Consider the following 16,322-nt stretch of genomic DNA (forward strand, 5'->3'; position numbering starts at 1 on the left):
CCGTTATTCGACGATTATTGTGCCGCCGTTCCGGTCGTGGAACGCACAGTGATACTCGTAACGGCCCGTGACCTCGATGACAATCCCCCGAGACTCCCCTTCCTCTAGACTGAAGCTCCAGGCTTTGCCCCCGTCCGGCCTGTCGTGAGTGCAGTAGATTTCGTGGTTTCCGGAAACTGCCTGAAAGTGGACGCCCGCTCCGGACTGAATAGTGATGCTGTCTGGCGCGACGTGGTTTTCATCATCGACGCCCATGCGGATAGTGTTTTCACTGACAGGAGTCGAATCCGCTGTCGTCGGACGAGTGTCCGTCGAACTGTTACGTTCGGTCGCGGTGTCGTCTTCTTCAGCACTGTTCTCATTACTGCAGCCCGCTAGTCCGACCATCAGCGGGACGCTGCCGAGTACTGTGCGTCGCTTCAACTTCCTCATATTTTTCTGTAAATAAATGCAGAATAAAAAGCTATCGGAGAGCTGTCTCAGCGCACGCCGTCTATTCACCGCCGGTCGTCAAACCACAGCCCATAAGATACTCTTGATATATTCTTCAGATATGCCCAAGATAAGCGTCGAAGTCCCGGCCGAACTGCTGGACGACATCGACAAGCACGTCGGCGAAGACGGGAAGTTCGTCAACCGAAGCGAAGCAATCCGCGCCTCGGTTCGGAAGACTCTCGATATGCTCGACGACATCGATGAACGGCAGGGACGACTCGACGATGACCAGTGAGCGGTCGGAGGCGGTGCGCGTCGGCCTCGTCGCGCTGTTCGTGACAGCACTGGTCACTTCACAGGTGACCGCCTCGAAGCTGCTCGCGTTCTCGCTGCCGTTCTCGCTCCCGCTCGCCGGGTCGACGCTCGTCCTGCCCGGGGCCGCGCTGGCGTACGCGCTGACGTTCTTCGCCTCCGACTGCTACGCCGAACTGTACGGCCGGCGGGCCGCGACGGTCGTCGTCAACGTCGGCTTCGCCATGAACTTCGTCCTGCTGGCGCTGGTCTGGAGTACCATCTTCGCCCCCGGGCTCCCGCAGGCGGCCCAGCCGGTGGATCTCGCGGCCTTCCGGAACGTTCTGGGGGCCAGCACAGCCATCGTCGTCGCCAGCCTGTCGGCCTACGTCGTGAGCCAGAACTGGGACGTGTTCGTCTTCCACTGGCTTCGGGACCGAACCGACGGCGAGAAACTCTGGCTCCGTAACATCGGTTCGACGGCCACCAGCCAGCTACTGGATACGGTCATCTTCGTCGGCGTCGGCTTCATCCTGTTTCAGGGCGTCCCGCCGGCCGAGGCACTGGCGCTCATCGTCGGCCAGTACTTGCTGAAGCTCGCTATCGCCGTCCTCGACACGCCGTTCGTCTACGCTGTCGTGGGCTTCGCCCGGCGAAACGACGTCGCACCGACCCCGGCACGGGCCGACTGAAAAACGACTGCCAGCGGCTCACTCGACCGGTTCGGCGAACGCGTACCGGGGCTTCACGTCGTCGATGCGGACCTCGACGGTTTCACCCGCTTCGACGCCGCTGACGAACACAGTGAAATTCTCGACTTTAGCGATACCGTCACCCTCCTCGCCGATGTCGTCGATAGTGACTTCGACGATGTCACCCTCGCGGACCGGCCCGGTCAGGCGGTGTTTCGCCACCAGATACAGCTCCGAGGAGGAGTCACGGGAGGCGTCGGGACGGACCTCACGGACGTACTCGAACTCCGGTTCGATATCGGCGATGAGGTCGTCGAGGTCCTGCCCGTCGAACACCTTCGCACAGAAGTCCCCGCCCGCGTCGAGCAGGTCCGTCGCCACTTCGAAGGCCTGCCGGACCAGGTGGACCGACCGGGCGTGGTCGAGGTCGTACTGGCCAGTCATGTTCGGGGCCATGTCTGAGATGACCACGTCGACCGGGCCGCCGCTGCCGTCTCCCTCGCCAACGATCTCGCGGATCTCGTCTTTCGTACTGTCCTCGGTCATGTCGCCGCGGACGTACTCGACGGTCGGTTCGGGGTCCTCCAGCTCGTCGATGGTCTGGCGGTCGACGCCGACCAGCGTCCCGCGCTCGCCGATGCGCTCGGCCGCGACCTGCATCCAGCCGCCGGGGGCAGCCCCGAGGTCGACGACGGTCCGCCCCTCGCCCAGCAAGCCGGCCGTGTCGTCTAGCTGCTGGAGCTTGTAGGCCGACCGCGCGCGGTACCCCTCCTGCTTCGCTCTGTTGTAGTAGTCGTCTTTGCCCGACATGGTTACCACACACCGCGCTGTGACACGTTTTGAGCGCCGAAATGCGGCGAAATCGCAGTCATAGTAGTGGGAAGGCGGTCAGCGCTGAAATGGATGCCGACTCGAAGTTTCCGGCCGAGCCACGGCACGACAGTCGCCAGTCGATTGCCGCACCGACAATCAGGGCAAGCGCCAAGGACGTGACTACGTGCTTTACCATCAAGCCGAACACGTTCAGAGCCATTCTTACCGCGCAAGAACGCGTCTCAGCGGCTGAGATTTGCCGTCCCCATATATACAGGTCACGCGCTGAGTCCTATCTGTAGGAAGTGACCTCCCAATGTCAACCATTCCGACGGCGACGCGGAGGCGGGTGTTAGAAGCCCTGGGCGTCGGCACGGCCGCGCTTGCGGGCTGTGCCAGCGCACCGGGCGCAAAAGAGCAACCGACCGAGGCGAAGACGACCCCACAGGAGCCAGCTATGAACGCCGCACAACAGACTGACGTCGACCGTATTGCCGCGGACCCGACCGCAATCCCGGACCCAATCGACCGGTCGGAGCCAAAGACCGTGTCGGTCGAGATGACCACCAAAGAGCAGGTCGCAGAGATTGAGCCGGGCGTCACCTACACGTACATGACCTTCGGCGACCAGATTCCCGGCCCGATGATCCGAGTCCGCCGTGGCGACACCGTCGAACTCACCATCACGAACGAGGAGGGGAACTCGATGCCCCACAACATCGACCTCCACGCGGTCCGCGGCCCCGGTGGCGGTGCTGAGGCGTCGATGGTCACGCCGGGCCAGACCAAGACGTTCCGGTTCAAGGCCACCTACCCCGGCGCGTTCATCTACCACTGCGCCGTCCCGAACCTCGATATGCACATCTCCTCGGGGATGTTCGGGATGATACTCGTTGAGCCGAAAGAGGGGCTGCCCGAAGTGGACCACGAGTTCTACTTCGGCCAGCACGAACTGTACACCACCGGCGACACCGGCGAGAAGGGGCACCACGACTTCGACATGGAGGCGATGGCGGCCGAAGAGCCGACGTACGTCCTGATGAACGGCGAGAAGTACGCAATCACGCCGGACGTTCACGGCGCGCCCAGCATGCAGGTGGGTGAGACAGCCCGGGTGTACTTCGTGACCGGCGGTCCGAACCTCGACTCCAGTTTCCACCCCATCGGCTCCGTCTGGGACGAGGTCTGGCAGCAGGGCTCTATCGCTGGGCCGCCGAACAAGTACGTCCAGACCACGCCGGTCAAGCCGGGGTCCTGTGCCATCGCGACCCTCCACGCCGAGGTGCCTGGACCCATCAAACTGGTCGACCACGCGCACTCCCGGGTCGCCCGCAAGGGCATGATGGCTGTCATCAACCGTGAAGGGGCGGCAAACCCCGACGTGTTCGAACCGGAGGTCTGACCGCTTCGCCGGAGTAACGCTCCGCACTGCCGCTTCGCGTTCGGCCCGATTACTCGATAACCGGTGTCGCTCGTAACCGCTGGCCCGTCCGCGGTCGCTCGCGCGCACGCGGTTTCAATGAGGGACTTTTTAATGGATGGGGGCATAGTCCGGTTCAAGATGTTCAACGCCATCGTGAGCGCAGACACGCTCCAGGCGACTCTCGACTCTGTGAGCGTGCTGGTGGACGAGTGCAAGATCCACCTCGAAGAAGACGGGCTGGAAATCCGGGCAGTCGACCCGGCAAACGTTGGAATGGTCGACCTGCGACTCGACGCGGCGGCGTTCGAGTCCTACGAGACTGATGGTGGGCTCATCGGCGTCAACCTCTCCCGCCTCGAAGACATCGCCGGTATGGCCGACGCCGGCCAGCTCGTCCACCTCGATCTGGACGAAGAGACACGGAAGCTCCACATCTCTATCGACGGCCTGGAATACACCCTCGCCCTTATCGACCCCGACTCCATCCGTCAGGAGCCCGACCTCCCGGACCTGGACCTCTCGGCGAACATCGTCATCGAGGGGAAGGACATCGACCGGTCGGTCACCGCCGCGGACATGGTCAGCGACCACATCGCGCTGGGCGTCGACGCGACAGAGGAACTGTTCTACGTCGACGCCGAGGGCGACACCGACGACGTCCACCTCGAACTCACCCGCGACGACCTCATCGACCTCACTCCCGGGGACGCCCACTCGCTGTTCTCGCTGGATTACCTGAAGAACATGAACAAGGCCATCCCGAAGGACGCCGAGGTCGAGATGGAACTCGGCGAGGAGTTCCCGGTCAAGATGCACTTCAGCTTCGCCGAGGGGCAGGGCCGAGTCACGTACATGCTCGCACCGCGCATCCAGAGCGAATAACGACGGATGGGGTCCGCGCCGCCGATTCCGGCCACCGACTGGCTGCCGAACGATTCCGAGACCGAGTCGCTCTCGCTCCCTGACGGTCGGCGGCTGGCCTACGCCACCTACGGCGACGCCGACGGCTATCCGGTCCTTTTCTGTCACGGTACCCCCGGATCACACGTCGCCGCACGGCTGCTCGCCGCGCCGGCTCGCGAACGCGGCATCAACCTCATCGCTCCGGACCGGCCGGGCATCGGGAACTCCGAAGACGCAGCTGTTACGTTCGAGGACTGGCCGGACGACGCCGCGAACCTCCTGTCCCATCTCGATGTCGACGCGGCTGGTGCCGTCGGCTTCTCCGGCGGCGGCGCGTTCGCGCTGGCCTGTCACCGACTGCCCGAGATAGAGCGAATCGCGCTCCTGGGCAGCAGCGGCCCACCGTCAATCGGTTCGACGGGGCGCGTCCAGCAGTTCGTGGGGTCGCTGTCCCGACACGCTCCGTGGGCGCTCGGGCGACTCTTCCGGCTGCAACGATGGTTCGCCCTCCGCCGGGATCCGTCCTACGCTGTCGGGTTCGTTGCCGAGGAGACACCGGAAACAGACGCCCTGGCAGCCGACGAGGTGGCTCGGGTCGTCCGTGCGGATATGCTCACGTCGATGGCACGCGGTCCAAGCGGGATCATCCGCGAGCAGCGACTCCTCTCACAGCCATGGCCGTTTGCCCTCGAAGACATTTCAGTGCCGGTTACTGTGTTTCAGGGACGAAACGACGCCAACGTCGCCCCGTCGACGGCGAAAGCCCTCGCCCAGCGGCTTCCGGACGCCTCGCTCGACCTCGTCGACAGCGACCATCTCGGTACGTTGACAGCTGCTGGCGACGGCGCGCTGGCCGCCGTACAGCGTCGCACACGCGTCTGACGTACCGTTTTGTGGGTCGGGTGCCAACGGGCCGGTATGGAGAATCTCGGGGACGCGTACAACGACCGGCGCTGGGAGGGACGCGATCCCCGCCGCGTCGTTGCCGGTGCGACCCTGGGGTTCGTCGGCGCGCTGGCGGTGGTCGTGGCGATACTTCTGGTGACGACGCCGCTGTCGGCAGTCGTCGGCGCAACTGCACCCCACGCCGCCGAGAAACTCGGCGGGACGCTGGGTGGGCTGGGAATCCCCGCAATGTTCCTGAGTGTCGTCGCCGTGCTCCCCTCGAGCCGCCGGGAACAGAGCGGTGTCACCGTCGGCGCATTCCTCTGTCTGGTCGGCGTCGGGCTGTTTCAGGTAGCATATCCCTACAACTGGACGGTGGGCGGACAGACGCTGGCGTTCGAAACGACGATGGCGTACTTCATCGGGACGTGCGTGGCGTTCTGGTTCGTCTTCACGGCGATGGCGAGCTTCCGGCGACGGAACAACCCACACGGCACCGTGAAACTGGAAATTTCGCACAAAGGCGAGACCAAGACTGTCCAGGTGTCTCCCAAAGAATACAAACGCTACACGCAGGCGGTTCGCGGCGACGGCGGGACGACCGACGAGGTCATTCAGGAACTGGAGTCCCGAATCGAAGACTAAGCGTAGCTGAGCGTTACTCGGCGGCCGTCGTTTCGTTGCCGCGCTGGTCCGACTCCGTCATCGAGTCGCGATCCGTTTCCTCGGTTTCCGTCGTCTCGACTTCGGTCTCCTCGTCGTCATCGTCATTGTCGTCGGCATCTGTACCTTCGCCGACTTCCTCCACCTCAACGTCCTTGCCAGCGACGCCGCTCTCCGAGATGACCGGTAGGAGGTTGTAGCCGCCGTTGCCCTTCTTGACGACGTTGATGTCGAAGACGAAGTCGACCGATTCGCCGGCGACGACTTCGAACGGCTTGGTGAGCTGGAGCTTCTCGCTCGGGATCTTCACGTCGACCGACGCCCCGTCGACGACCCCGTCGACGGATTCGGCGTACAGTTCGATCTTGCTGTAGCGGCCCGCTTCGAGTTCGCCGTCGAGGACGCCGATGGCCTTGTCGCCGACGACCTCGGTGAGGTCGACGGTCGCGCCGTCGAGGTCGCGGACGACGAAGCCGTTGTTGTCGTCGCCCTCCTCGTCTTCCGTCTCATCTTCGTCGGCTTCGTCCTCCGGCTGGTCTACGTCGTCCATCTCCGCCGTCTCGGTCGGTTCGGCCGTTGCAGTCTCGTTTGTCTCTGTCGCCTCCGTCGTGGCAGTTTCGTTCGTCTCGGTTGCCCCGGCCGGCTCCGTGGCTTCGGTCTCACTCCCTGTATCCTCCCCGCCTGCATGGAAGATGCGGGCCCGTGAAAAGGACACGTCGAGCGAGTCGAAGTCGCCGATAGCCGCGGGCTGGTCGCTGATCAGCAGCCGGAACGTCCCAACGGTTCCGCCGTCGTCCGTCATCGCGTCCTCGTCGGTGGAGCCGCCGTCACTGGTTCCGTCACCGCTGGTCCCGTCAGACCCGCCGGAGTCGCTCGACCCGGAACAGCCGGCGAGGAGACCGACCCCGACGCCCGCGCCCGTGGCGATGAATCGTCGTCGTCTCATTGGCGTCGCTCCCCGTTCTGCGCCGCTATCATTACTGTCTCTGCTGTTGCGAACGAAATCATTCCATGACGTGGGATGGGACTGGTGCGTATATGCCCCGCGATAGGTCAAATCGATGTACGGCCCTTTGAACGGAATGAACGGTCTGGCCGTATCTGAACGGTTTTACCCCCGTCGCTCCACGTCCTGATAATGGCAAACTCGAACGCGAAGGGCGACCGCCGCGAGCGCGAACTGGTCAACGCACTCGACGAGGCGGGCTTTGCGGTGATGCGCGCGCCGGCCAGCGGCAGCGCGACCGAGCGGGAACTGCCGGACGTGCTCTCGGGCGACGGCGAGACGTTCTACGCTATCGAGGCGAAATCCAGCGCCGGCGACCCCATCTATCTCACCGGCGAGGAGGTCGAGGCGCTACTGTTTTTCGCCCGGAACTTCGGCGCGAAGCCGCGTATCGGCGTCCGGTTCGACCGCGAGGACTGGTACTTCTTCCACCCGGCGGACCTCCACACGACCGACGGCGGCAACTACCGCGTCAAGAAGGAGAAGGCCCTCTCCGACGGGACCGACTTCGACGAGTTCGTGGGTAACTCCGAGAAGGTCACGCTGGACGAGGTGGGCGACGACGGCCCCGACCAGAGCGTGCTGGACGTGCTGTCGGCCTTCGAGCGCGGCGACCTCGACAAGGAAGAAGCTGCGGCGATGCTGGAGTAGCGGTTCGCAGGCGTTCGATTACTGGGTCTCACTGCCGATGAGTTCGGCGTCCTCGACGCGGCGGAGCCGCGACAGGGGAAAGGCGTACTCTCGCGGGTCGCTCGCGCGGACGGCGTCCGAGAGATACGTCACCAGCACAACGAGGTCGTCGGATGGGTAGCCATCGTTGGTGTCGTAGTCGGCGACTGTCTCGCCCGTCGCCTCGATGGTCCAGTCGTCGGCTGGCGTGTCGGTGACAGCCGTCACGACGAGTCTGTCGCCCGTCTCGCGGTCCCGCACGATGTCGCCGGTCTCCAGTCGGCAGTGCCCACAGAGATGCGGCGCCTGTGCGTCCGCGGCGACGAAGGTGACGGTACCACAGGCGTCACAGGTCGCCCGTTCCTTCCCGGGCGGCGCGATCCGCTTGGCAGTGATTTCGATGGCGACGCGCCGGAGGTGTTTGCAGTGCTCGCCGCGGATGCGGTTGTCGGGACAGGTACAGGAGTGCTGTGCGACGTCGACGAGGTACGTGCTTTCGCTCTCCGTCGTCACAGCGTACGTACTGCCCGCTCGCGGGCGCACGGCCATGCGCTCGGTCCAGGCGCGGGCTGCCCGGTCCGGGAGGGAACGGAGGTCCGGTGCAAGTGCGGTACTGTGCCGGTCAGCGGAAGGCTCGATAAGCGTCATAGGTGCGGACGCGGCTGTATTTTCCAATGCGTCCAGTTGAAACGTAGGTGCTACACGGTCCTAAATGGCTCGGCCAGCGGGCTCCGGCGCTTCGATACCCTTTTTGCCGGCCCTGTGAAACCGCAGAGCATGGATATCGAGCGGGAGACGCTCCTGCAAATCGTCATCTCGGCGGTCGCCGTCGTGCTGTTCGTCGGCGCAACTATCACCGCCTCACAGATGTATCTGGACGGGTCAACCGTAGAGGCGACGGGCGGCTACGCGCTCATCGGCGCAATCGGCCTCTTCGTCGTGTTTATGACCGCTGCCGGCCTCTGGCTCGAACGCCAGCAGTTCTAGGCGTCGGCCTCTTCGTCGCCCTCGTCCTCGCGCCAGTCGACCAGTTCCTCCTCGTCGGTGTCGTCTATCTTCTGCTCGTAGTAGCCCATCGGGTGGGAAATCGTCTCACAGAGGTCGTCCATGTTGACACAGTCGCCGTAGGACTGCATGGTCGAACACGCCGGCGTCGAGTACTCCGTCGGGCTGGTCTCCCCGCGGATGTGGTCGACCTGATACCGGGTCGCCTCCTCGCCGAAGCCGGGGTTGACCTGGAACAGGTCGACGATTTCGTCCGTCGTCATCCCGATACCGATGAGGAAAGTCGCGATAGCAAACCGGGAGTGGTGTTCGAGATGTTCGCCCTTCTGCACCCGGTCGAGGAGGGACTTCATGCAGGGCGGGAACAGTTCCGGGACAACGGTGTCGATTTCGCGGGTGAGTTCCAGTTCCGAGAGCACTTCCTCTAAGCGGTCGACTTCCTCTGTTAGCTCATCGGCGATAGCGTCGGGGACGGTGAACGGCAGGCCGTCAGTGACCCGATGGCGGATGGCCTGTTTCAGGAGGACGTTCAGTTCCTCGGCGGTGACCCTGACCTCGCCGTCGGCCAGTGGCCGATTGACCAGCCGCCAGGAATCGCCCCGCTGGTCGGCCGCCAGGTCGAGATACGCGCCGACCTCGACGCGGTAGCCGTCACCAGTGTCGCTGACGGCGCTCGCGAGGTCGAACTCCGCGAGGAGTTCCGTGCGGTCCAGCGTCTCGCGTTGGGTCGATTTCAGTTCCGTCGTCGTCGCGAACTCCTCGGTGAACCGGTCGTAGGCCGCCTCGGCCTCCGCCTGGGCGTACTTCCGGGTGCAGATGTGCACGTCGACGAGCGACACCAGCACGCGGGCGACCGGGTACGACAGCAGTTCGACGCGGGTCCGCCGGTGTGGCTCCCCGACAGTGCCGTTCGTGATTGCCGATTCGACCCGCTCCAGCGCGCGCGCCGTGACCGTCTCGTCAGTGGCGACGATTTCGCCCAAGTCCACCGCCGCGGCTTCGACGGCCTCCCGCGACCGCGCCAGAAACGGGTAGCGTGCGTGGAGCGGTTCCATTGCCACCACCTTTCGGATGGGAGCGAATAAAATTGCCGTCACCGGGACGGTCGGTGTCGGATTCCCGACAGCCGGTTCGAGAGTCAGTGCGGCGATATCGCGAGGCTATACATATAGTCCCAGGCCGGCGGCGGGTGAATACAGCTAGTAGACAAGCGGATCCCCGCCACTCTCCAGTGATAAGATGTGGTAAGGACGCGGGTCGGCGACTGCACACGGTTCGGTCGGGGAACCGGACCAGTGCAGTCATCCCCGACGAGGGAACTGCCAGACGAGACACGGAGCACATCGATGACGCACGAGCACGATACCGATTCACAAGAGAGCATCAGAGCGACATTCGAAGAGTACGACGTCGGCGTGGACACGGTCGCCCACATCGGCGACCCCGAAAACCCGTCTGCGTGGATTCAGTCGACGGTCTTCGTCGACGTAACCGAGTAGGGCTAGTCGACGGTCTATCGGCGACACCAGCGGAGCGAGCGGTTTTGCTGTCCGTCTCCCGGGACGGTCCGCCGGGAGATGGGGACCGGTGTTCTGGAGACGTTCAGAGGGAACGCTGTACCGTCTCCGTGGCGTTCCGGACCACGGTCTCGGCTGGGACGTCTTCGGTGACGGTGGTTCCGGCACCGACGACAGCGTTTTCGCCGACCGTGACGCCCGGAAGGACCACCGCGCCAGCGCCGACAAAAGCCCCGTTCTCGATGACTATCTCGTCGAACGTGTCGTTCTGAAACTCCATGCCCGCGTCGGTGAGGTCGTGGGTTACGCCGACGATGGAGGCGTTGGGCCCGACCTGGACGGACTCGCCAAGCGTCGCGTTCTCGACGTAGGCGTTCGCGTTGATATCGGTCGGTCCATGGATGGTCGCCTTCTTGATTGATGCCCCTTCGTAAATCTGGACGCCGTCGCCGATGTCGGCGTCGTGGATTGTCACGTATTCCCGAATCTCGACGTTGCCCAGCGTCGCGTTCTCGACCTGGGCGGTCTCGTGGACAGGCATATGCGGATGTCAGCGCCGACCGTAATCATCGTGGCGGCGGCCAGTGTCGGAACTGGATATGGGAGTCGTAGCGCGGCTCGAAAAAAGTCGCCAGTGGTCGGCGCTCTGGGAGGGGTGCCGCCGCTCGACTGAAAGGCGGTCTTCGCTTCGTTCGGAGCGCCCGAAGCCCTCGCGGGTCGTCCCTCCCCGCACGGGTATTCGAGGCCTCCCGCTGGTCGGTCTCGCTATGTCTCACGGCTCCGCCGCTCGACTGAAAGACGGTCTTCACTCCGCTCAGACCGCCCTACGTCTCGCGGGTCACTGCGTTCCCCGCTGCGCGTTCCGGCGGCCTCCTTTCAGTCGGCCGCCCTACGTCCCGTGCTGCCAGGAATCCATATACTCGGCCTGGGTGTCAGTCAGCGAGTCGAAGTCGACACCCTCAGCGTCGAGCTTGATCTCCGCGACTTCCTTGTCGAGTCGGTCCGGGACGGCGTGGACACCGGCCTCGTAGTCGTCGCCGTTCTCGACCAGTTCGCGGACACAGACGGCCTGCACGCCGAAGCTCTGGTCCATCACCTCGACGGGATGGCCCAGCGCAATCGGCGTCGCGAGATTGACCAGCCGGCCCTCGGCCAGCACGTTCAGGCGGCGGCCGTCGGCCATCTCGTAGGTCCGGACGCCGTCGCGGGCCTCGTAGGTGTCGGCGGCGAGGTCCGACAGCGCGTCGAGGTCGACCTCTACGTCGAAGTGGCCGGCGTTGGCGAGCAGGACGCCGTCCTGCATCGCCTCGAAGTGCTCCTCAACGATGACATCGCGGTTGCCGGTGGTCGTGATGAACACGTCGCCCTCGGCGGCGGCCTCGGCCATCGGCTTCACGTCGTAGCCCTCCATGTGGGCTTCGAGCGCACGGCGGGGCTCGACCTCGGTCACAATCACGTCGGCGTTCTGACCGCTGGCTTTCTTTGCGACACCTTTGCCGCAGTCACCGTATCCGGAGACGACGACGGTCTTGCCGGCCCACGAGAGATTCGTCGTCATCGCAATCGAGGCCAGCGAGGATTCGCCGGTGCCGTGGACGTTGTCGAACAGGCGCTTCATCGGCGTGTCGTTGACAGCGAACACAGGATAGTCGAGTTCGCCGTCATCGTCCATCGCGCGCAGTCGGTGGACGCCGGTCGTCGTCTCCTCTGCCCCACCGATGATAGTGTCGATGAGTTCCGGATAGTCCTCGTGGATGGCCGCGACGAGGTCCATTCCGTCGTCGACGGTGATGGTCGGCTTGTGGCCGATGACAGCCTCGATAGCCTCGTAGTACTCCTCGTCGTCGACGCCGCGCTCGGCGTAGGAAGTGATGCCGTCGACGGCGTCGAGTGCGGCACTCACGTCGTCGTGCGTCGAGAGCGGGTTACAGCCGGTGATGGCGACTTCCGCGCCACCGATTGCGAGGATTTCCGCGAGGACGGCGGTCTTGGCTTCGACGTGCATCGCCATGCCGATGCGTTCGCCGGCAAAGGGCTGGTCGGCCTCGAACTGCTCACGGAGCGCGCCGCAGATGGGCATATGCTGGATAGCCCAGTCCATCTTTCGGCGGCCGGAATCGCGAGCCTCGTCAAGGTCATCAAGTCGCTCCGAAATAGGCGTCGTCATGTCACAACAGAGGAAGAGAGTTCCTAAAACGCTACCGAAGCCGTTCAGTTACCGCGTTCGTCCGGCGGGCCGGCGTCGTCCGGTCGGCCGCGGTCGCCGTCGTCATCGTCGTCGCTATCGGTGTCGTCGTCAGCATCGTCGTCCTCGTCTTGCTCTTCTGACTCGTCTTGCTCTTCCGTCTCGTCTTCCGGTTCCTCGGTTTCGTTCTCGTCGTCTTCAGTTTCGTTCTCCACGTCGTCGTCATCGCGGTCCTCGGGTGGCCCAGCGTCTTCGGGCGGACCACGACGGTCGTCGTCCGTCTCGTTTTCGTCGTCCGTTTCATTCTCCGCGTCATCGCTGCCCGGACCGCGGTCTTCGGGCGGTCCGGCGTCCTCGGGCGGGCCGCGGCGGTCGTCTGTCTCGTTTTCAGTCTCGTTCTCGTCGTCACCGAAGATGTCGGCCGGCGGACCCTGTCGTTCGCTGGGGTGGGTCTCGTTGTCGTCGGACTCGTTCTCACCAGTGACGTGTGCGGGCGGGCCGGCGTGGTCCGGCGCGTTGCCGGGGTTGTTCGCCGTCACGAAACTGGCCACAGCCGGGCCGATACCACCGGTCCGGTTCTCGTCGCTCAACAGGTCGCTCACGTAGGCCGACACTTCGAGTCCGAAGGTGTCGAACTCGGTCACGTTGGTGGCGTTCGGCGCGACAGTCAGGTCCGCCGTCGTCGTCGCAGTGTGATTGTCGGCCGTCGCCGTCACGTCGACCGTCACGTTCTGCTCGGGGGCGGGCAGTCCAACCGTCCCGTTGCTGTCGGTCGTGTAGTTGCCGGTCCCAGCGTAGGAGGTGTTGTCAGCCGATTCCACGGCGACAGAGGCGTTCTCGACGCCCGTCTCGTTCTGTGTGACCGATACCGTCGCGCTGCCGTCGTCAGCCTGTGAGACACCGACCGCGAGGGTGTTCCCCGCGCCGGTGTTGCCGGCCGAGTCCGCAGCGGCCGCCAGACCCGGACCGACGGCCAGCAGGGCCAGTCCGACAGCGGCGTACAGTGCGAAGAGTTTGGTGCGCATCGTAGCCAATACGTTCGCCGAGAGCGCGATAAACACCCCCTCCCGTTCAACTCGTTCACGCCGTTCGCAGCATCGACAACACCGCCTGAAATATAGTTATACCGTTTAAAACCCGTTCTCAGCGTTTATTCCGCTCACTCAGTCACCGGCTCGTTCGACCAGCGCGGACGCGTGGTCGCTCGCTCGTTCGCGGACGGCCTGCTCGTCGAACACCTCGACCGTGCGGTCGCGCATGAGCACTTCGCCGTCACAGACCGTGTGGCGAACGTCGCTCCCGTGGACGGCGTAGGCCAGGTGCGAGACGAGGTCGTGGGCCGGCGTCAGGTGGGGAGCGTCGAGGTCGATGACGGCCAGGTCCGCGTTCGCGCCGGCTTCGAGACGGCCGCTGTCGAAGCCGAGCAGGTTTGCGCCGTTTTCCGTCGCCATTTCGACGACAGTGCCAGCGTCGACCGCGCTGGCGTCGTCGGCCGCGAGTTTACCTATCATCGCCGCGTCGCGCATCTCGTCGAACATATCGAGGTCGTTGTTTGAGGCCGCGCCGTCGGTTCCGATGCCGACGGTGACGCCGGCGTCCAGCAGGTCCTGTACCGGAGCCATCCCGCTGGCGAGTTTCATATTCGAGGCTGGACAGTGAGCGACGCCGGTACCAGTTTCGGCCAGCAGGTCGATCTCGCTGTCGTCGACGTGGACGCCGTGGGCCACGTAGGTGTCGCCGTCCAGCAGGCCGATGTCGTCAGCGTAAGAGAGCGGGCGCTGGTCGTGCTCGTCGACGATGGGTGTCACCTCGTCGCGCGTCTCGTTGGCATGCAGGTGAATCGAGCGGTCATCGTCGAGGGCCTTCGGGACGTACTCGCGCAGGTATTCCTCACCGACGGTCGTCAGGGAGTGGGGCTGGAACGTCGTCCGGATACGGCCGTCGGCCGCGCCGTCGAGTTTCCGAGCCACGTCGAGACTCTCCTGCAGATCAGACCGTGCGGCCTCGTCGTCCTTACCGACGGTGACTGCAGTAAAGCCCAGCACTGCTCGTATCCCGGCCTGGTCGACGGCGTCCGCGATTTCCTCGACCTCGAAGTACATGTCCGATAGTGCTGTCGTCCCCGACCGGATCATCTCGACCAGCCCGAGTTCCGCCCCGGCGCGGATGTCCTCGGCGGTCAGTTCCGCCTCGACGGGCCAGACGTCCTCCTGCAGCCAGGCGTCGAGGGGCTTGTCGTCCGCGAGGCCGCGCAGCAGCGTCATGGCGACGTGGGTGTGGGCGTTGACCAGCCCGGGAATGACCAGGCCGTCGCTGGCGTCGAGTTCGTCGTCGCCGTCCAGTGTGCCCGGTTCGTCGACCGCCACGATCTCGCCGCTGTCCTGTGAAACCAGTACGTCCGCACGCTCGACGGTCAGGTCCGGCCGGAGGACCTGCCCGCCGGTAACGAGGAGTTCACTCATGGCGGTGGCTTCGCAACCGCGGGTCTTAGTTCGCAGGGTCCACAGCGCCGCTGTGTGGCGTGTTGCCATATCCCTGGAACAGGCTGACCGCCGAGACGGTGCCTGTTCCGTAGGGGTCTTTCCCCTCCGGCGCGTTCGGAAGGCCAAGAACATGGCGACGGCAGAGCGCATCCGACAGCGGGTCAGCGCGATGCGGCACGGAAGCCCGGCCCGAATGCTGCTTGCCGTCGCTGCCGGCTGGTTCCTCGTCCTCGGGATGCGTTTCGTCGTGCCTGCGGTTCTGCCGACGATACGCGAGGAGTTCGTCATCTCGAACACACAGGCGGGGCTCGCGGTCACGGTGCTCTGGCTCACGTACGCGGCGGTACAGTTTCCGGCCGGAGTTCTGATCGACCGGATCGGGGAGCGGACGCTGTTGGTGGCCGCGGCGTTGCTGTCCGGCGTCGGGCTGCTGGGCTACTTTTTCGCGCCGGTGTTCTCGCTGTTCCTCATCGCGACGGGCGCGTTCGGGCTCGGGACGGGACTGTACGGCCCCACCCGCGGGACCGCCCTCTCGCGGACGTTCGACGCCCGCGAGGGGACCGCCTTCGGTGTCGTGATGGCCGCCGGCTCTCTCGGAGCGGCCGCACTGCCCGCCGTCGCCGCGTTCGTCACGACCCGGTACGGCTGGCGGCTGGCGCTTGCCAGCGCCGCCCCGCTGTTCATGCTTGTCGCCGGCGCGCTCTGGCTCTCGGTGTCGGACCGTCCGACCAGCGAGTCCGAACGGAGCCTCCGTCGGGACCTCCGAACGGTCCTCGTCGGCTTTCGGGACCGCCGGCTCGTGCTGTCGGTTTCGGGCAAGACACTGATGTTGTTCGCCTTTCAGGCCGTGACAGCATTCCTCACCACGTATCTGGTCACGGTCCGGGGCCTCTCACAGGGAACCGCTGGGGCGCTCCTCTCAGTGCTGTTCGTCGGTGGCGCACTCTCACAGACAGTCACCGGTCGGCTCGCCGACCGATACGGAACGCCCAGTGTCCTGACCGCTGTCGCGCTCGTCAGTACCGTTCCGCTCGTACTCATTCCGTCCGTCCGCGGCGTCGTGCCGCTGGCCGTCGTCTCCGGCCTCATCGGGGTTCGGATGAGCGTCGGCCCACTGGCAAACGCCTACATCGTCGACACGCTGCCTGACGCCGCCGAAGGCACCGGCTGGGGCCTGCTCCGGACCGGCTTTTTCGGGATTAGTTCGCTGGGCTCGACCGCTGTCGGCCTGCTCGCCGACCAGAACCTGTTTGCCCTCGCGTTCTACGGTCTCGCCGGTCTGACGCTCCTGGCCGCGGCTACCTTCATCGTCCTCCCACGCCGGGACCGCCTGTAACGGCTCCGCCCGCAGC

19 protein-coding genes are annotated in these 16,322 nt (G+C 64.9%); 10 read left to right on the forward strand and 9 right to left on the reverse strand.

Annotation, left to right across the window (positions count from 1 at the left end; all coding sequences use genetic code 11):
• Positions 1 to 3 precede the first annotated feature (3 nt).
• A complete protein-coding gene (locus Har1131_RS01695) occupies positions 4 to 432 on the reverse strand; it encodes a hypothetical protein (protein ID WP_050007588.1) in 429 nt (142 codons plus the stop codon).
• A gap of 121 nt (positions 433 to 553) precedes the next feature.
• On the opposite strand from Har1131_RS01695, the gene Har1131_RS01700 reads away from it, so the two are divergent.
• Positions 554 to 730, forward strand: coding sequence for a ribbon-helix-helix domain-containing protein (locus Har1131_RS01700; protein ID WP_007187877.1), 177 nt, complete (start codon positions 554 to 556; stop codon positions 728 to 730).
• Positions 720 to 1,418, forward strand: coding sequence for a queuosine precursor transporter (locus Har1131_RS01705; protein WP_008307018.1), 699 nt, complete (start codon positions 720 to 722; stop codon positions 1,416 to 1,418). Before Har1131_RS01700 ends, Har1131_RS01705 begins: the two co-directional genes overlap by 11 nt.
• Positions 1,419 to 1,436: 18 nt before the next feature.
• Here Har1131_RS01705 and Har1131_RS01710 read toward each other — a convergent pair whose 3' ends face one another.
• Positions 1,437 to 2,228, reverse strand: coding sequence for a 23S rRNA (uridine(2552)-2'-O)-methyltransferase (locus Har1131_RS01710; protein WP_008307020.1), 792 nt, complete (start codon positions 2,226 to 2,228; stop codon positions 1,437 to 1,439).
• Between the two features lie 319 nt (positions 2,229 to 2,547).
• Between Har1131_RS01710 and nirK the strand changes: the two genes are divergently transcribed.
• The 4 genes from nirK to Har1131_RS01730 all read left to right on the forward strand — a co-directional run bounded on the left by nirK (position 2,548) and on the right by Har1131_RS01730 (position 6,087).
• Positions 2,548 to 3,633, forward strand: a complete 1,086-nt coding sequence (gene nirK, locus Har1131_RS01715) for a copper-containing nitrite reductase (RefSeq protein ID WP_151144768.1) — start codon at positions 2,548 to 2,550, stop codon at positions 3,631 to 3,633.
• A 159-nt stretch (positions 3,634 to 3,792) separates the two neighbouring features.
• Positions 3,793 to 4,536, forward strand: a complete 744-nt coding sequence (locus Har1131_RS01720; protein WP_004516027.1) for a DNA polymerase sliding clamp — start codon at positions 3,793 to 3,795, stop codon at positions 4,534 to 4,536.
• A gap of 6 nt (positions 4,537 to 4,542) precedes the next feature.
• Entirely contained in the window at positions 4,543 to 5,439 is an 897-nt protein-coding gene (locus Har1131_RS01725) for an alpha/beta fold hydrolase (RefSeq protein WP_050037352.1), read from the forward strand.
• A 36-nt stretch (positions 5,440 to 5,475) separates the two neighbouring features.
• Positions 5,476 to 6,087 (forward strand): hypothetical protein, encoded by a 612-nt coding sequence (locus Har1131_RS01730; RefSeq protein ID WP_014039146.1) that lies wholly within the window; start codon positions 5,476 to 5,478, stop codon positions 6,085 to 6,087.
• 13 nt (positions 6,088 to 6,100) lie between these two features.
• Here Har1131_RS01730 and Har1131_RS01735 read toward each other — a convergent pair whose 3' ends face one another.
• Positions 6,101 to 7,051, reverse strand: coding sequence for a DUF4382 domain-containing protein (locus tag Har1131_RS01735; protein WP_175055149.1), 951 nt, complete (start codon positions 7,049 to 7,051; stop codon positions 6,101 to 6,103).
• 192 nt (positions 7,052 to 7,243) lie between these two features.
• Between Har1131_RS01735 and hjc the strand changes: the two genes are divergently transcribed.
• On the forward strand, positions 7,244 to 7,762 hold the full coding sequence (hjc, locus tag Har1131_RS01740; RefSeq protein WP_014039144.1) for a Holliday junction resolvase Hjc: 519 nt from the start codon (positions 7,244 to 7,246) through the stop codon (positions 7,760 to 7,762).
• A gap of 18 nt (positions 7,763 to 7,780) precedes the next feature.
• Here the strand turns inward: hjc and Har1131_RS01745 are convergent, their stop codons facing one another.
• Positions 7,781 to 8,428, reverse strand: a complete 648-nt coding sequence (locus tag Har1131_RS01745) for an SWIM zinc finger family protein (protein WP_151102754.1) — start codon at positions 8,426 to 8,428, stop codon at positions 7,781 to 7,783.
• A 129-nt stretch (positions 8,429 to 8,557) separates the two neighbouring features.
• On the opposite strand from Har1131_RS01745, the gene Har1131_RS01750 reads away from it, so the two are divergent.
• A complete protein-coding gene (locus Har1131_RS01750) occupies positions 8,558 to 8,767 on the forward strand; it encodes a hypothetical protein (protein ID WP_014039142.1) in 210 nt (69 codons plus the stop codon).
• Here the strand turns inward: Har1131_RS01750 and priL are convergent.
• Entirely contained in the window at positions 8,764 to 9,840 is a 1,077-nt protein-coding gene (gene priL, locus Har1131_RS01755) for a DNA primase regulatory subunit PriL (protein WP_064287086.1), read from the reverse strand. The two genes, Har1131_RS01750 and priL, sit on opposite strands and share 4 nt — an antisense overlap.
• Before the next feature lie 291 nt (positions 9,841 to 10,131).
• On the opposite strand from priL, the gene Har1131_RS21570 reads away from it, so the two are divergent.
• Positions 10,132 to 10,284, forward strand: coding sequence for a hypothetical protein (locus tag Har1131_RS21570; protein ID WP_008307040.1), 153 nt, complete (start codon positions 10,132 to 10,134; stop codon positions 10,282 to 10,284).
• Positions 10,285 to 10,387: 103 nt separating this feature from the next.
• On the opposite strand, the gene Har1131_RS01760 is transcribed toward Har1131_RS21570, so the two are convergent.
• The 4 genes from Har1131_RS01760 to Har1131_RS01775 form a co-directional block, all read right to left on the reverse strand.
• A complete protein-coding gene (locus tag Har1131_RS01760; RefSeq protein WP_050037349.1) occupies positions 10,388 to 10,843 on the reverse strand; it encodes a DapH/DapD/GlmU-related protein in 456 nt (151 codons plus the stop codon).
• 348 nt (positions 10,844 to 11,191) lie between these two features.
• A complete protein-coding gene (locus tag Har1131_RS01765; RefSeq protein WP_151144772.1) occupies positions 11,192 to 12,469 on the reverse strand; it encodes an adenosylhomocysteinase in 1,278 nt (425 codons plus the stop codon).
• Positions 12,470 to 12,513: 44 nt separating this feature from the next.
• Positions 12,514 to 13,512 carry a hypothetical protein gene (locus Har1131_RS01770; RefSeq protein ID WP_151144775.1) on the reverse strand — a complete coding sequence of 333 codons (999 nt, stop codon included), beginning with the start codon at positions 13,510 to 13,512 and terminating at the stop codon, positions 12,514 to 12,516.
• Between the two features lie 138 nt (positions 13,513 to 13,650).
• Complete coding sequence (locus tag Har1131_RS01775; RefSeq protein ID WP_050037346.1) at positions 13,651 to 14,949, reverse strand: amidohydrolase; 1,299 nt, start codon at positions 14,947 to 14,949, stop codon at positions 13,651 to 13,653.
• Between the two features lie 214 nt (positions 14,950 to 15,163).
• Between Har1131_RS01775 and Har1131_RS01780 the strand changes: the two genes are divergently transcribed.
• Entirely contained in the window at positions 15,164 to 16,306 is a 1,143-nt protein-coding gene (locus tag Har1131_RS01780) for an MFS transporter (protein WP_050038260.1), read from the forward strand.
• Positions 16,307 to 16,322: the final 16 nt, after the last annotated feature.

Source organism: Haloarcula sp. CBA1131 (genome assembly GCF_008728975.1).
GTDB lineage: Archaea > Halobacteriota > Halobacteria > Halobacteriales > Haloarculaceae > Haloarcula > Haloarcula hispanica.

Excerpts from the sequence above, each read along its gene's own strand:
- hjc (WP_014039144.1), top strand. The coding sequence starts at position 7,244 with ATGGCAAACTCGAACGCGAAGGGCGACCGCCGCGAGCGCGAACTGGTC.
- Har1131_RS01775 (WP_050037346.1), bottom strand. The coding sequence starts at position 14,949 with ATGAGTGAACTCCTCGTTACCGGCGGGCAGGTCCTCCGGCCGGACCTG.
- Har1131_RS01750 (WP_014039142.1), top strand. The coding sequence starts at position 8,558 with ATGGATATCGAGCGGGAGACGCTCCTGCAAATCGTCATCTCGGCGGTC.
- priL (WP_064287086.1), bottom strand. The coding sequence starts at position 9,840 with ATGGAACCGCTCCACGCACGCTACCCGTTTCTGGCGCGGTCGCGGGAG.
- Har1131_RS01770 (WP_151144775.1), bottom strand. The coding sequence starts at position 13,512 with ATGCGCACCAAACTCTTCGCACTGTACGCCGCTGTCGGACTGGCCCTG.
- Har1131_RS01705 (WP_008307018.1), top strand. The coding sequence starts at position 720 with ATGACCAGTGAGCGGTCGGAGGCGGTGCGCGTCGGCCTCGTCGCGCTG.
- Har1131_RS01720 (WP_004516027.1), top strand. The coding sequence starts at position 3,793 with ATGTTCAACGCCATCGTGAGCGCAGACACGCTCCAGGCGACTCTCGAC.
- Har1131_RS01695 (WP_050007588.1), bottom strand. The coding sequence starts at position 432 with ATGAGGAAGTTGAAGCGACGCACAGTACTCGGCAGCGTCCCGCTGATG.
- nirK (WP_151144768.1), top strand. The coding sequence starts at position 2,548 with ATGTCAACCATTCCGACGGCGACGCGGAGGCGGGTGTTAGAAGCCCTG.
- Har1131_RS01710 (WP_008307020.1), bottom strand. The coding sequence starts at position 2,228 with ATGTCGGGCAAAGACGACTACTACAACAGAGCGAAGCAGGAGGGGTAC.
- Har1131_RS01700 (WP_007187877.1), top strand. The coding sequence starts at position 554 with ATGCCCAAGATAAGCGTCGAAGTCCCGGCCGAACTGCTGGACGACATC.
- Har1131_RS01730 (WP_014039146.1), top strand. The coding sequence starts at position 5,476 with ATGGAGAATCTCGGGGACGCGTACAACGACCGGCGCTGGGAGGGACGC.
- Har1131_RS01745 (WP_151102754.1), bottom strand. The coding sequence starts at position 8,428 with ATGACGCTTATCGAGCCTTCCGCTGACCGGCACAGTACCGCACTTGCA.
- Har1131_RS01780 (WP_050038260.1), top strand. The coding sequence starts at position 15,164 with ATGCTGCTTGCCGTCGCTGCCGGCTGGTTCCTCGTCCTCGGGATGCGT.
- Har1131_RS01725 (WP_050037352.1), top strand. The coding sequence starts at position 4,543 with ATGGGGTCCGCGCCGCCGATTCCGGCCACCGACTGGCTGCCGAACGAT.
- Har1131_RS01760 (WP_050037349.1), bottom strand. The coding sequence starts at position 10,843 with ATGCCTGTCCACGAGACCGCCCAGGTCGAGAACGCGACGCTGGGCAAC.
- Har1131_RS21570 (WP_008307040.1), top strand. The coding sequence starts at position 10,132 with ATGACGCACGAGCACGATACCGATTCACAAGAGAGCATCAGAGCGACA.
- Har1131_RS01765 (WP_151144772.1), bottom strand. The coding sequence starts at position 12,469 with ATGACGACGCCTATTTCGGAGCGACTTGATGACCTTGACGAGGCTCGC.
- Har1131_RS01735 (WP_175055149.1), bottom strand. The coding sequence starts at position 7,051 with ATGAGACGACGACGATTCATCGCCACGGGCGCGGGCGTCGGGGTCGGT.